This is a genomic window from Amycolatopsis sp. NPDC005232 (assembly GCF_040607795.1).
Classification (GTDB): domain Bacteria; phylum Actinomycetota; class Actinomycetes; order Mycobacteriales; family Pseudonocardiaceae; genus Amycolatopsis.
This window is the reverse complement of sequence record NZ_JBEXHL010000023.1, coordinates 104,621-119,442: the sequence shown is the minus strand read 5'-3', so window position 1 is coordinate 119,442 and position 14,822 is coordinate 104,621. Positions and strand designations below refer to the sequence as shown.

The window sequence follows — 14,822 nt, the reverse complement described above, 5'->3', positions numbered from 1 at the left end:
GCGTCGGGTACGCTTCCCGGCTTGGCGAAACCCCTGGGGCTACGGGGTTTTTCGCCGTCGACTCGGATCAGCACCGAATGACGGAGGAACAGTGGGTCTTCCCTGCGTGTCGCGGGTTGTGTTTTCGAAGAGTGGAGTAGCCCAGTGACGTTTGCGTCCATGCGAGTGAATTTCGACGCATCGTTACCGCCCGAGAGGATGACAACCGTCGAATACGGCGAGGCCGAGGAATTCATCCGGCTCTGCCACGCGGAAGCCGCCGTGCCCGGTCTGCGGGTCGACGAGCGGCTGGCGCAGATCAAGGAGGAGATCGCCGAAACCGGTTCCTACCGGCACACCTACGCCGAGCTGGCCCACGGCGCGCGCGTGGCGTGGCGCAACTCCGCGCGCTGCATCGGCCGGCTCTACTGGCGCGGCCTGCGCGTGCGCGACCGCCGCGATGTGCGCGACGCCGCGGGGGTCGCCGCCGAATGCGTCACGCACCTGCACGAAGCGACCCGCGGCGGCCGGATCCGGCCCACGCTGACGGTGTTCGCACCGGACAGCCCCACCGCGCCGGGCCCGCGCATCCACAACGACCAGCTCATCCGCTACGCCGGCTACCGCCTCGAAGACGGCTCCGTGCTGGGCGATCCGCAGTACGTCGAGTTCACCGACACCGTGCGCGAGCTGGGCTGGCACGCACCCGAGCGGCGCGGTTCGTTCGATGTGCTGCCGCTGCTCGTCGAAGCGGAACCAGGTTCGCGGCAGCTGTTCGGCCTGCCCGCCGACGCCGTGCTGGAGGTGCCGCTGACGCACCCGGACCACCGCTGGTTCGCCGGCCTCGGCCTGCGCTGGCACGCCGTGCCCGCCATCAGCAACATGCCGCTGGAGATCGGCGGCGTGCGCTACTGCGCGGCGCCGTTCAACGGCTGGTACATGGCCACGGAGATCGGCGCGCGCAACCTCGCCGACGTCACGCGCTACAACCTGCTGCCCGTCATCGCCGGCCTCATGGGCCTGTCCACGGACGACGACCGCACGCTGTGGCGCGACCGAGCCTTGGTGGAGCTGACGTTGGCCGTGCAGCACTCGTTCGACCACGCGGGCGTCACCATCGCCGACCACCACTCGGAGTCGCAGCGGTTCCTCACGCATCTCGAACGCGAGGAGCGAGCGGGCCGCTCGTGCCCGGCCGACTGGAGCTGGATCGTGCCACCGCTTTCCGGCGCGCAGACCCCGGTTTTCCACCGCTACTACGACGAACCCGACCCCGCGACGCGTCCGGCGTTCCTCCCGGCCGGTCACCCATCCGACCAGAAGTAAGCGGGAACGGATGCCCTGCCCGGCAACCGTTCCCGCCGTGACTGTGGCCGGACAGGAAACGGGACAACGCAGTAATGGGAACAGCCGTTCGGCGGATCGTGGCGAACTGGGGGAGCCGACGGTCCGCCGAGGGCGGACAATGGGGACATGACCGCAGTGCTCGTCGCCCACGCAGGCAAGACCGGCGGCACCCGCGAGATCGCCGAGGTGGTCTCGGAAGAACTGGGCGCCCTCGGTCACACCGTGGACACCCGGGACGCGGCCGACGTCGCCGACGTCACCCCGTACACGGCCGTGGTGGTCGGCAGCGCGCTGTACTACTCGCGCTGGCGTCCGTCCGCGGTCCGTCTGCTGCAGCGCAACGTGGCGGCCCTGCGTGAGCGTCAGGTCTGGCTCTTCCACAGTGGCCCCTGCGGCCCGGGCGCCGCCCTGGTGCACGTGAGCCTTCCCGCGTCCGTGGCGCTCCTGGCGGCGAGCATCGACGCGGAACGCACCACGACCTTCGGCGGGCGGCTGGACCCGGCGCTCGTCCGGGGGGTTCTGCCGCGGCTGATGGCGCGCGGGTCCCGCGGCGGCGATTTCCGCGACTGGGGGCGGATTCGCACCTGGGCCCGCGATGTCGGGCACCACGTGAGCTCGCACGTTTCTCTCTGAGCATTTGCCAGTTTCACCTGTGACGATCATCTTCATGACCTTCGCGCGCCCTGCTCCGGCCGTGCCGGAATCCGCGCAAAACCCTTGAATGCCACCAAAACCGCCAAACCACATCGGTTGCCCGGTCACTCACTCAGGTGTAGACCAACACCGGCGACACCTCGAAACTCACCAACGAGCAGGGGGACTCCGGTGCCGGATGCCACGGCGGGCAAGAAACCCAAACTCACGTCGGACCAGCGCAACGCGTTCATCGCCGCTTGGCTCGGGTGGACCATGGACGCGTTCGACTACTTCCTGGTCGTGTTCATCCTGGCGGACATCGCCAAGGACAAGTCCTTCGGCGCGACCGCGACCCAGCTCGCGTTCATCACCACGGCGACGCTGGTGATGCGGCCGGTGGGGGCGCTGGTGTTCGGGCTGTGGGCGGACCGCGTCGGGCGGCGGATCCCGTTGATGGTGGACGTGCTGCTGTACTCCGTTGCCGGTGTGCTCTGCGCGGTGGCGCCGAACTTCACCGTGTTGCTGATCCTGCGGTTCATCTACGGCATCGGCATGGGCGGCGAGTGGGGCCTGGGCGCGGCGCTGGCCATGGAGAAGATTCCGGTGCAGCGGCGCGGGTTCTTCTCGGGGGTGCTGCAGGCCGGCTACTCGAGCGGTTACCTGGTGGCCGCACTGGCGTACCTGCTGTTCCACACCGCCCTCGACCTGGACTGGCGCTGGATCTTCGTGCTGAGTGTGTTCCCGGCGCTCATCAGCCTGCTGATCCGCGCGCGGGTCAAGGAATCCGAGGTGTGGGTGGCCGCGCAGGAGAAGATGCGGGTCACGCGCACGTCGGTGAAGGACGTGCTGCTCAACGCGAAGGTCATCCGCCGCTTTGCCTATTTGATCGTGCTGATGACGGCGTTCAACTGGCTCAGCCACGGCACCCAGGACGTCTACCCGACGTTCCTCAAGTCCACCGAACACGGCGGCGCCGGCCTGAGCACCTCGACGAGCACGTGGATCGCCGTGATCTACAACATCGGCGCGATCATCGGCGGCCTCACCTTCGGCGCCCTGTCGGAACGCTTCGGGCGGCGCGTGACGATCGTCAGCGCCGCCGTGCTGGGCCTGCCGATCATCCCGATCTTCGCCTTCGACCACGGCGCGGGCATGCTGGCGCTCGGCTCGTTCCTCATGCAGATCATGGTGCAGGGCGCCTGGGGCGTCATCCCGGCCCACCTCACCGAAATGTCGCCCGACGCGATCCGCGGCTTCTACCCCGGCGTCACCTACCAGCTGGGCAACCTGCTGGCCGCGCTGAACCTGCCGATCCAGCAAGCCATCGCGCAGTCGCAGGGCTACTCGGCCGCTCTCTTGTGGACAGTCATCCCGGCACTGGTCTGCGTCGCCGTACTGACCGCCGTGGGCAAGGAAGCCAAGTCCATCCGCTTCGGCACCGAGGCGGCGACCACCGCACCGGCGACCAGCGCGCAGTAGTTCAGGTCGGGGCTCGGCCCTGCCCTGCCCTGCCCGGTCTCGCCCGTCTCGGCGCCGCCCCGCCTCGCCGTGCCCTGCCAGCCCTGTCCTGCCCAGCGCCGGCCCGCCCTGTCAGCCCATCCTGCCCAGCCCCGTCCTGCCCCGCCCGGTCTCGGCGTCGCCCGCCCTGTCAGCCCATCCTGCCCAGCCCCGTCCTGCCCCGCCCGGTCTCGGCGTCGCCCGCTCTGCCAGCCTGTCCTGCTCCGCCCTGCCCTGTCTCGTCTCGGCGCCGCCCCGCTCTACCGGCCCGTCCTGCCCTGCGCTGGCCCCTCCAGCCCCGTCCAGCCACGTCCCGTCTCGGCGCCGCTCGCGCCTCACGTGCGGCCCGGCACCCGCGCCCGCCGGGGCGGATCGTCGTGCTGATCCGCACCGGCGCACCGGCGTCCGTACGGCGCGGTCGGCCGGCATCACCACGCGGCCGAGCCCACGGCGATCACGCCCTCGCGGTCTCCACCGACCGCCTTGCCCCGGCCGGCATCGACCTCCGCGCGCTTCCGGCTCGCGGACCGCAGATCGCCCTTCGCTGCTCTGACCTGCAAGGTTGCCGACGATAGGCTGTCGATATATCGTGGCTATGTCGGCGATAGCACACGAAGGGATTTCTCATGACCAGGACAGCAGGCACCCACCACATGTTCAATGGCTTCGGCGGCCCACACGGCCCCGGCAACTTCGCCAGCCACCACCCCGCCCGCTTCGGCTTCACCCACCACGCCCCCAGCCACGACGGCGAGCACCAGGGCTTCGAACACCACGGCCCTGGCGCCCCCGACCACTTCGGCGGCTACCACGGCGGACCGCCCCGGGGTGGCGGCTTCGGCTTCACCCACCACGGCCCAGGCCATCCAGGATTCGACCACCCCGGCGCGCCCGGCCGGCACCACCCGGGCCTCGGCGGCCCGCACACCCGGGGTGAGTCTGCGCGATCCGGCTTCGAGCACCACGGCCCCAGCGCTCCCGAGCATTTCGGCTGGCCGGAAGGCTCAGGCGAGTTCGAGCGATTCGGCTTCGGCGAGCACCACGGCTTCGGCCACCACGGGCCCGGTGCCGCCGATCACTTCGGCGGTCACCACGGCCCCGTCAACGGCTTCGGCCACCATGGCTTCGGCCACCACGGTCCTGGCGCCCCCGAGCACCCCGGTAGGCCGGAAGGCTCAGGCGAGTTCGAGCGGTTCGGGGTCGGCGAGCACCACGGCTTTGGCCAGCACGGTCCTGGCGCCTCCGACCACTTCGGCGGCCACCACGGCCACAGCCATTTCGGCGGCCACCACGGTCCCGGCCACTTCGGCGACCCCGGTGATCCCTTCGGCTTCGCGCGCGATGCGGCGCGAGGGCCGGGCGGGTTCCCGCCGCCTCCGCCGATGCCGCCGGTTCCGCCGGGGCCCGGATTTCCCGGCGGCCCGGGCTTCGGCGGCTTCCCGGGTGGCCCCGGTGGCCCAGGTGGTCCGCGCGCGTGGTTCGGCGACGGCCGCCAATGGGGCTCCCGCGGCTCCCGTGGCCCGGCGCGGCCCGTGCGCCCGGCGGTACTCGCCTTGCTCGCCGAAGGCCCGATGCACGGTTACCAGCTCATGCAGGAAATCCGGCGCCGCTCGAACGAGGAGTGGCGCCCGAGTCCCGGCTCGATCTACCCGATCCTGCAGCAGCTGGAGGACGAGGGCCTCGTCCGCTCGGCGGAGGAGGGCGGCCGCCGCGTCGCGCATCTGACCGAGGCGGGGCGCGAGCACGTCGGCGGCCGTGAGGAGGAGTTCGCGGCGCTGTGGGCCTCCCACGCTCCCGAAGACGACCCGGCCGCCGACCGCTTCGCCGCCCTGCACAAGCAACTCGGAGACCTCTGGGCCGCCGCGGGCCAGGTCGCGTACACCGGCACAGACTCCCAGGCCGCCGACATGCGCAAAATTCTGGCCGACGCGCGCCGCCGTCTCTACGCCCTCCTCGCCGAAGACCAGGACGACCCCGAAGACTGACCGGCACAAGGGCGCCGAGTCCACAGTGGACTCGGCGCCCGCCCGTCACGTCGGCGCCAGGCAAGCTCGGACCGGGCTCGGTTTCCAGCCGCTCGTCCTGCGGCATCGACACCCGCCGCCGACGTGCCGTGCTTTGGAGCACGAGCACTCAGACGCGGCGGCAGTTCTCTGTTGCGCCGAAGCAAATGCCCGGCATCGAAGGACCGAAGCATCCGCGCCGCAGCACCCGACCCGAATCACCCGGGATCGATGCCCGGCGTCAAACTCCGGCGCCCGTCAGGTCATCCGGCCCGGCGGTGGCTCCGGCTCCCACCCCAGATGCGCTGACACCACATCCGCCGCCGCGATCGTCCGGCGCCCCGCCGCCGCCAGCCGCGAACCGATCCGCGCATCCGGCGCCGAGATGTTCAACGCCGCCACCACCCGCCCCCGGAAGTCCCGCACCGGAGCCGACACACCGGACAGCCCGGGTTCGAACTCCTCCACCACCCGGGCAAACCCCTCGTCACGCGCGTGACGGATCGTGGTCCACAGAGTGGGCAGCGCGGGATGGCCGGGGAACCGCACGTAGAGCTCGTCAGGCGTCGCGTCGAACAGCAGGACGCGCCCGGCCGAGGTGCGGTCGGCCGGCACGCCGCGGCCCTCCCATTCGTGGACGCGGAACGAGTGCCCCGACACCGAAAGCAGCGTCAGCACCTCGCGGTCGCGCAGCACGCACAGGTGACTCGTCTCCTCCAGGTCCGCCGACAGCGCGTGCATCTCGGGCTCAGCGGCGCGCACCAGACGGTCCTCCGCGCTGCGCGCGACCAGTGAAAACAGGCGCCGGCCCATGCGGTAGCGGAGGGTGTCGGGGTCGCGCTCGACCACGCCTTCCAGCGCCAGCGCCTTGAGCGCGCGCGAAACCTGACTCTTCTCGCGCCCGGTCAACGAAGCCAGCCGCACCACGCCGAGGCCGCCCGCGCGCTGGGCCTCGGCCGAGGCCAGCGCCTCGAGCAGGTCGAGGTCGCGGCGCAGGCCGTGCCCGGACACTGTCATGGCCGAACCCTAAGCCGAGTTGGCCTGAGCGCAACACACGTTGCGATGTCCCGCGCACGCTTGTCGGCCCGCCCGGCGCGCTCGTAGCGTCGAAACCGATGAAGATCACCGCGATCATCCTCGACCACCTGCGCCTGCCGCTCGACCCTCCGCTGCGCGCGGCGTGGGACCCCGAGCCACGGCGGCATTTCGACGCCACGATCGTGCGCGTCCACACTGACGAAGGCGTCACCGGCATCGGCTCCGGAGACACGATGGCGGGCTTCGAGGCCGTCGAGCACCTGTTCGTCGGCACCGACCCGCTCGACATCGTCCGCCACGTCAAAGCCATCGAGACGGCCAACTTCCACGGCGGCAGCTACTGGCCGCTCGAAGCCGCGCTCTGGGACGTGATCGGCCAGGTCGCCGGCCTGCCCGTCGCCACGTTCTTCGGGAACTCCGCGCGGTCACTGCCCGTCTACGCGTCCTCGGCGGAGCTCAAGCCGCCGGCCGAACGCGTCGAGTCAGCGCAGCAGGCCCGTGAAGAAGGCTTCCGCGCGCTCAAGATCCGCATCGACCGCGACCGCGCCGACGAAGGCGTCGAGACCGTCGCCGCCGTGCGTGATGCGCTCGGTTCGAATTTTCACATCATGGTGGATCTCAACCAGTCGTGGCGCATGGCCGGCGACACCGCGCCCGCCGCCGACCTCGCCGCGACCCGCCGGCTGGTGCGCCGCCTGGCCGAACTCGACGTGTTCTGGGTCGAGGAACCCTTGCCCTACGCCGATGTCGAAGGTTTTCGCACCCTGCGTTCGGAAAACCTCGGCTTGCGCATCGCCGCGGGAGAAATGCACCACTCGGTGCCGGACTTGTTGTCCTATCTCGAACAGGACGTGCTCGATATCTACCAGATGGACGCCGTTCTCGCGGTGGGAATGCACCGCGCCCGCACACTGGCCGAGGTGGCGGAATTCAAACATCGCGCGTTTACGCCGCACAGCTGGACCAACGGCATCGGCCTGCTCGCAAACCTGGCGCTCGCGGCGGGCGTCGGCGCCGGCCCGTACCTCGAGTTCCCGTACGACCCACCCGGCTGGACTCCGGAACGACGCGACTTCATGCTGGCCGAACCCCTGACGATCACCCCGGGCGGCGAGCTCGCCGTGCCACCACGACCCGGGCTCGGCGTCGAACTCGACGAGGAGGCGGTGGACCGATGGCGGATCTGACCCACGAAGACTGGCTTGCCGCGGCGCAAAACCTGGCTCCCGAGACCAAGACCACCTGGCTCGACCTCGCCTGAGTTGTCGACTTGTCCACCTCTCCCGGGAAAGGGGCACGCGTGGTGCGGACCGAGTTCGGGCCCGGCTTCGTCGAACGGCTGCCGGCGTTCGCCGCCGCACTGGGCGGGTCGCGGGTCTTCGTGGTGACCGACCGCGGCCTGCGCGCGACGGGCATCGTCGGGCGCGTCGAGAAGATCTTCGCGGCGGCCGGCGTCGAATGCCTTGTGCACGAAGACATCGGCCCCAACCCCGCGACGACCGAGCTCGACCGCGGCGCCACCCGCTTGCGCGAATACGGGGCGGCCGTCGTGATCGCCCTCGGCGGCGGGTCCGCTTTGGACGCGGCCAAAGGCATCTCGCTGCTGGCCGGCAACCCCGGCTCGCTCGCCGCAGACGCCGACACGCTGTGGTCCGCTTCGGACGGGCTGCCGATCGTCGCCGTGCCGACGACGTCGGGCACCGGCGCGGAGACCAACGGTTTCGGCGTGGTGGAAGACACCCGCTTGTGCCGGAAAGTCTACATCGGACACGACTCCGTCCGGCCGCGGATCGCCGTGCTGGACCCGGAGCTCACTCTCGGCCTCCCCGCCCCGATCACCGCCGCCACCGGCCTCGACGCCCTCGTCCACGGCGTCGAGTCCCTCGCGTCCCGCGGCGCCGACGCGGTATCGACCGCCGACGCCGCCCGCGCCGTCGCCCTCGTCGGCGCCTGGCTCCCGATCGCCTACCGCGACGGCGCCAACCTGGAGGCCCGCTCCCAGCTCATGCTCGGCGCGCACCTGGCGGGCCACGCCTTGACGCGCTCCGGCCTCGGCCTGGTCCACGGCCTCGGCCACGCCATCACCGCCCGCACCGGCACCTCGCACGGCGTCGCGCTGGCCGCCGTGCTGGAGGAGGTCATGACCTACACGGCCCCTTTCGCGGCCACCGCCTACGCCACCGTCGCCGACTCCCTCCGCGCCCCCACCGCCGTCGACGCCGTCCGCGCGATATCCACGGCTCTCGACCTCAAACGCCCGCTGCGCGCCTTCGGCCTCACCCGCGCCGACCTGCCCGCGGTGGCCTCGGCCGCCCTGGCGGACGCGGTGACGAAAAACGCGCCTCGCTCACTGCGGCAAGCCGAGGTCGAGGAGCTGCTCGCCTCCGTCTATTGAGGACAAAACCGGCCGCCGAACTGCGAGTCCGATTCGCCCGGCAGCTGCGCGAGACTCCACCTGGGCGACGTGCGCCTCGGGACCATCGCGACGCGGTGCCTCGGCGTGCGCGACCAGGCCCTCGACCGAGACGCCTTCGCGTCCTGGACCGGGCCGTCGCCATCGGCGTAAGCCCGCGCGCGGCCGGCGTTTCCGCCTCCGTCTACTGAGGACAAAGAAAACGCCGGGCCCCACCCGGGGCCCGGCGTTTCCCTAAAACACCAACCTCAGCGCTTCAACCCGTGCTCGATCGCCTCCGCGATCCGCGGCCGCAGGTCCGCCACGCTGACGATCGCGTCGACCGAGCCGACCTCCACCGCGCGCTGGATGCTGTGCACGCGGTCGAACTCGGCGGCCACCTCGCCCAGCTTCTCGGCGCGCACGGACGACTGCACCTCTGCCAGCTCGGCCGCGCAGGCCGCGCGCTCGGCGCCGTTCAGCTCGCCGAGCCGCGCCTGCAGCGAGGAGACCCGCGGGTCGTTCGCCGTGCGTGTAGTGACCTCGCCCGAGAACACTACCGCGGCGGCCGGTGCGCCACCCAGCACGGAGGCGAAGGAGCCCTCCAGGGCGAGCACCGTCATGTTCGGGTTGAGCGCCTTGGAGAACACCACGAACGCCCCGCCGTGGTAGCGGGAGATCACGGTGAAGACGATCGGGCCGTCGAAGTTGACGATCGCGCGGCCGATCTCGGCGCCGTACTCCAGCTGGAGCTTGCGCATGGACTCCGGGGAGCCGTCGAAGCCCGACAGGTTCGCCAGCACCACCAGCGGACGGTTGCCGCTGGCGGAGTTGATGGCGCGGGCGGCCTTCTTGGACGAGCGCGGGAACAGGGTGCCCGCGGTGTAGGTGTCCGGGCCGTCGGTGGGCGGGAAGCCGCGGCGCGGCACCGAGCGCGACTCGATGCCGAGCAGGCACACGGGGTGCCCGCCGATGTGGACGTCCTGCACGGCCGCCGTGTCCGCGTCTCCCATGCCGGCCCAGCGCTCCAGCACCGGGTGGTCCTGGTCGGACAGCGCGCGCATCACCGTACGGATGTCGAACGGCTTCTTCCGGTCCGGGTTGTGCTCGGCCGAGAAGATCTGGCCCACCGTGGTGAAGTCGCTGCCGACGATCGCGTGCGGGAAGTCCGACACGTCGCGGTTCACCGGGTCCGACGTCGCCGCCGTGCGCGGGCCGGGTTCGCCCGGGACCACGTAGGTGTGGTCGTAGTGGGACATCAGCACGTCGCGCGCGCCGGCCAGGTTCGGCGCCCAGTACTGCGCCTGGCCGTTGGGGCCCATCACGCGGTCGTAGCCGCCGATGCCGAAGTTGTCCTCGGCCGACACGCCGCCGGAGAAGTCGAGCGACTGCTTGCCCGTGAGCACCATCGCGGAATCCGGCGTCATGACCAGGATTCCCTTGGTGTGCATGAGCATCGTCGCTTCGGCGTTCCAGTACGGCTGCGCGCCCACGGTGATGCCGGCGACGACGATGTTGATCTCGCCGCCCGCCTGCGTGAACTCGACGATCCGCTTCAGCGCGGCCGCCACCCAGTCCATGTTCTCCACGCCGGAGTCCATGGAGATCTTGGCCCCGGCCGACAGCGCGAACCACTCCAGCGGCACCCGCATCCGCTCGGCGAGGTCCAGCGCGGCGATCACCCGCGCGCACTCCGGCTCCGCGAGCGCGCCGAGGGACTTCGTCGGGTCGCCCAGCAGCACCACCCGCGTGAGTCCCTCGGGCACCCGCTCGGTCGGCGTGGAGACGACACCCGCGACGATCCCGGCCTTGTTGCGGCCCTTCGGCCGGTCGACCGGCACCAGCGCGCCGGTGTCGTCGAGGTCGTGCTCGGTGAACGTGCCCTCGCCGGCCAGCATGTCGGTGAGCTCGTACGGGTAGACGGTGTCGCGGCGAGCCGCGCGCAGCACCTTCTGGCGGTAGTCGTCCAGCGGCTGCACCGGTTCGCGCGACGGCTCGCCGACCGTCAGCCGGACGCCGGAGCCGACCTCGTTGCGGATCGTCACCGCCAGCTCGGTCAGCTCGCCCGTCTCCGGGTTGCGCCGCCGCGCCAGGAACTGGATCTCCTCCAGTCCCGCGCCCGCCGTCGACGGCAGCACGCGCTGGGCGAGCAGGTTCAGCTCGTCCATGGTGAGGTCGCTCGGCGGCCACACGTAGACGACGATCCGGTTGGTGTCGAAGCGTTTCCGGGCCGGGCGCTGCGCCTGCACGTTGCGGATCGCGTCGAGGCACGCGGCCAGCGTGTCCTCGGCCGCGGGCAGCGACACGAGCCGGCCGTCGGCCTCACGCAGCGGCGTCAGGTCGCGCACCTGCGCCATCGCGACGAGGCGCTCGTCGGCCGAGTTGGCCTGCGCGACGCACTTGAACAGGTACACCTCTTCGTCGGCCGAAGGCAGGCGCGTGAGGTCGAACTCCTGCAGCCGTTCCAGCTGCATCCGCTCGGCCACACGCGGGTGCAGGCCGCGGATCAGCCGGTCTTCCGCGAAGCCTTCAGCGCCGCGGCGGAACGTGAAGTGGTGGTGCATCACGGCCCCGCCGCCTCCGGCGACGGTGGTGGTGATGCGCGTGATCGCCTCCGGCAGCGGCTGCGCGGCGATGACCTCGCCGAGGCGCGCGGCCATCGCGTCGGAGTCGGGCTGATCGGCCCACGTCACGTAGATGTCGGCCACCGCGTAGGCGCCGGCGTCTTTCGCGAGCTCACCCGCCGCGCGGACGGCGGCGGGAAGGTGGGCGAAGTCGACGGCCGTGGTGACCACCCGGGCGGGCTCTGCGTGCTCCGCGGTGACGAACACACACTCGGCAACCTCGCGCCGTTCGATTTCGGACAGGCTCTTGTTGCCGTAGTAACGCCGGGTGAGAACTTCCAGCAGCGGCGCGGGATCCGTGCCCGGCCGGCCGATGCGCTGGCCGAGCAGCCGCACCAGCGGCTCGGAGCTCGACACCATGCCGGCGATGAGCTCCGCGCGGTCCGCCGCGTCCGGGTTGCGGTCGAGGTGCTTGAGGCTTTGGCGGACCTCGGCGTAGACCTCGGCGCGGGCGCGGCGCAGCAGCGGCTGGGCGAACCAGCGGAACACCACACCGCGCGCGAAGTCGCTCACGGCCGGGTGGCGCACCTGCGTGGCGGCCACGAGGTGCTCCAGCGCCAGGCCGGCTTCCTCGCGCAGGTCGCCGGTGGGCGGCGCCTCCGTGAGCCACTGCCGCAGCAGCGCCGTGACGACCGCGACGTCCGACGAAGCCCGTTGCTGGGCCAGGAAAATGCGGAAGACCGCCTCCTCCAGCTCCGGCGTGCGCTCCAGGTCGGCCACGCCGTAGTGGCCGAGCACGCGGCGCAGGCGGGCCTGGAACGTCTCGGGCAGCCCGGCGCGCTCCACGTCGAGGCTCTGCAGGTACGTGTGGAAGTACTCGCGGGCGCTGTGCACCGGGCTCGCCGGGCTGACGTCTTCGCCGGCCGGCTTGTTGCGCGTGAGCTCGGACAGGTCGGCGAACACGCCCAGCAGCTCCACCTCGCCCGCCAGCGGCCGGGTCGCACCCTGCTCGGCGCGCGCGGCGAGGTAGCCGGCGAGCGTGCGGCGCTGGTCGTGCGGGTCCACGTCGAACCCGAGCAGCAGGCCGCGCAGGTCCTGCAGCCCGCGGGCCGCGCGGTCGGCTGCGGAGGTGGCCGTGGGCTCGGCGGGCAGCTCGATCTCCACGGTCTCGCCGGCGTCGGCGGTTTCCTCTGCCTCGTCCTCGTCGGCCAGCGGCTCGAGGCGCATCAGCGCGGCGCCGGTCTCGACCTGGCTGCCGACCGACACGGGCAGCTCGCGCACGCGAGCACGGAACGGCGCGCGCAGCACCGTCTCCATCTTCATGCTCTCCAGCACGACGATCGGGGCGCCGGTGTCCACCTCGTCGCCGACCGACAGCGGCGTCGCGACCACCAGCGCCGGCGCGGGGGAGCGGACGACACCGCCCTCGTCGCGGCTCACGCGGTGGGTAATACCGTCGACCTCGACCAGGTGGATCGGGCCGTGGGTGGCGGCGACGAGGCGGAACCGCGTGCCGTTCACGGTGATCTGGCCGCTGTGGGAGTCGAAGCGTTCGATCTCGACGTCGGCCGGGTGCACGTCGCCGCCGCCGCTGATGCCGACGCGGAAGCGCTTCGGCCCGATGCGCGCGACGCTCACGCGGTACGCGACGCCGCGCAGTTTCAGGTCGAGCGGGCGGCCGCTCTCGAACTGCACCTGCGGACGGCCGCCGTGCGCGGTCGACAGCAGCCGGACGCGGGCGATCTCTTCCTCGTCCTCGTAGGCCTCGATGGCCGCGGCGGCGAGCGCGATCGCGGAGTGCTTGCTGGTGACCAGGCGGCCTTCGGCGCGGACGCGGTCGATCCAGCCTGTGTCGGCGCTGGCGTCGATCACCTCAGGCTGGTCGAGCAGGTCGAGCACGAAGCTCTTGTTGGTGGCGCCGCCCTCGATGATCACGGTCGTCTCGGACATCGCGCGACGCAGGCGGGCGAGCGCCTGGTCGCGGTCGCGGCCGTAGGCGATGATCTTGGCGATCATCGAGTCGAAGTCGGCGGGGATCGTGTCGCCTTCGCTCACGCCGGTGTCGACGCGGATGCCCGGCCCGGCCGGCAGCAGCAGCCGCGCGATGTGCCCGGGCGACGGGGCGAAGTCGCGGTCGGGGTCCTCGGCGTTGAGCCGCGCCTCCACGGCGTGGCCGAGCTCGGCCGGCTGCTCGCCCTCGAGCTTTCCGCCCGACGCGACGTGCAGCTGCAGCCGCACCAGGTCCGTGCCGGTGGTGATCTCCGTGATCGGGTGTTCCACCTGCAGGCGGGTGTTCACCTCGAGGAAGGCGAACAGCTTCTCGCCCGGGTGGTAGAGGAACTCGACGGTGCACGCGCCGCGGTAGCCGACCTTGACCGCGAGCCGCTCGGCCGAGGACTTCAGCTCGGCCGTCTGCTCCGGCGAGAGGACCGGCGACGACGACTCTTCGATGATCTTCTGGTTACGCCGCTGTACGGAACAGTCGCGCACGCCCAGGGCCCACGCCGTTTCGCCGTCGGAGATCACCTGGACCTCGACGTGGCGGGCGCCTGTGACCAGGCGCTCCAGGAACACGATGCCGCTGCCGAACGCGCGCAGTGCCTCCTGGCTGGTGCGCTCGTAGGCGTCGGTGAGCTCGTCGGCCGAGGACACCTTGCGGATGCCACGCCCGCCGCCGCCCGCGGTGGCCTTGAGCATGAGCGGGTAGCCGATCTTGTCACCGGCCGCCAGCGCGTCTTCGAGCGTCGCGACCTCGCCGCGGCTCCACGGCGCCACGGGGACGCCGACCTCCTCGGCGATCAGCTTCGCGCCGATCTTGTCACCGAGCTGGCGCATGGCCTCCGCGCTCGGCCCGATGAAGGTGACCCCCACCTTCTCGCACAGCTCCGCGAACGCGGGGTCCTCGGCGACGAAGCCCCAGCCGACCCACGCGGCGTCGGCCTTCGTCTCGACCAGCGCCTTCTCCAGCTTGGCGAGATCGAGATACGGGCGAGCCGAGGCCGGCCCCAGCGAGTAGGCCACGTCGGCCTCCCTCACGAACGTCGCGGACCGATCCGCGTCCGTGTAGAGGGCGACCGTCTCGATCCGTGTACCGGTCTCCGCGGAAAGATCTCGGACAGCGTGGATCAACCGCATTGCGGCTTCCCCGCGGTTCACGATGGCGACACGACTGAACACCGGACTGAGCCTCCCAAGTACCCACGCGCAGCAGGCGACGTCCGTGTCCGGATCGTCGCCTGTCTTCGCTTACACCCTGCTCCCTTACCGGCGGGTACACCAATGTCGTGCATGGCGCATGCCGGAGCCGCTGCATTGTGGGAACCCGCCAAAAAGTTGCCCAGGCCACACCGCCGGGGACACGTTTCG

At 71.3% G+C, this 14,822-nt stretch carries 9 protein-coding genes; 6 read left to right on the top strand and 3 right to left on the bottom strand.

What is annotated here, in order from left to right:
* The first annotated feature begins 159 nt into the window (after positions 1–159).
* The 3 genes from ABZU76_RS34860 (at position 160) to ABZU76_RS34850 (ending at position 3,441) form a co-directional block, all read left to right on the top strand.
* On the top strand, positions 160–1,305 hold the full coding sequence (locus tag ABZU76_RS34860) for a nitric oxide synthase oxygenase (protein ID WP_354877285.1): 1,146 nt from the start codon (positions 160–162) through the stop codon (positions 1,303–1,305).
* 147 nt (positions 1,306–1,452) lie between these two features.
* Positions 1,453–1,959: a flavodoxin domain-containing protein gene (locus tag ABZU76_RS34855; protein ID WP_354877282.1), complete on the top strand. Its 507-nt coding sequence runs from the start codon at positions 1,453–1,455 to the stop codon at positions 1,957–1,959.
* A 192-nt stretch (positions 1,960–2,151) separates the two neighbouring features.
* Positions 2,152–3,441, top strand: a complete 1,290-nt coding sequence (locus ABZU76_RS34850) for an MFS transporter (RefSeq protein ID WP_220238914.1) — start codon at positions 2,152–2,154, stop codon at positions 3,439–3,441.
* Positions 3,442–3,887: 446 nt separating this feature from the next.
* Here ABZU76_RS34850 and ABZU76_RS34845 read toward each other — a convergent pair whose 3' ends face one another.
* Positions 3,888–4,019: a hypothetical protein gene (locus ABZU76_RS34845; protein WP_354877279.1), complete on the bottom strand. Its 132-nt coding sequence runs from the start codon at positions 4,017–4,019 to the stop codon at positions 3,888–3,890.
* A gap of 66 nt (positions 4,020–4,085) precedes the next feature.
* Between ABZU76_RS34845 and ABZU76_RS34840 the strand changes: the two genes are divergently transcribed.
* Entirely contained in the window at positions 4,086–5,444 is a 1,359-nt protein-coding gene (locus tag ABZU76_RS34840; protein WP_354877276.1) for a PadR family transcriptional regulator, read from the top strand.
* Between the two features lie 276 nt (positions 5,445–5,720).
* Here the strand turns inward: ABZU76_RS34840 and ABZU76_RS34835 are convergent, their stop codons facing one another.
* On the bottom strand, positions 5,721–6,479 hold the full coding sequence (locus tag ABZU76_RS34835) for an IclR family transcriptional regulator (RefSeq protein WP_354877273.1): 759 nt from the start codon (positions 6,477–6,479) through the stop codon (positions 5,721–5,723).
* Positions 6,480–6,577: 98 nt separating this feature from the next.
* Between ABZU76_RS34835 and ABZU76_RS34830 the strand changes: the two genes are divergently transcribed.
* Positions 6,578–7,687, top strand: a complete 1,110-nt coding sequence (locus ABZU76_RS34830) for a mandelate racemase/muconate lactonizing enzyme family protein (protein ID WP_354877270.1) — start codon at positions 6,578–6,580, stop codon at positions 7,685–7,687.
* Positions 7,688–7,800: 113 nt separating this feature from the next.
* Entirely contained in the window at positions 7,801–8,895 is a 1,095-nt protein-coding gene (locus ABZU76_RS34825) for an iron-containing alcohol dehydrogenase (RefSeq protein ID WP_354877267.1), read from the top strand.
* Between the two features lie 266 nt (positions 8,896–9,161).
* On the opposite strand, the gene ABZU76_RS34820 is transcribed toward ABZU76_RS34825, so the two are convergent.
* Positions 9,162–14,633: a biotin carboxylase N-terminal domain-containing protein gene (locus tag ABZU76_RS34820; protein ID WP_354877264.1), complete on the bottom strand. Its 5,472-nt coding sequence runs from the start codon at positions 14,631–14,633 to the stop codon at positions 9,162–9,164.
* Positions 14,634–14,822 lie beyond the last annotated feature (189 nt).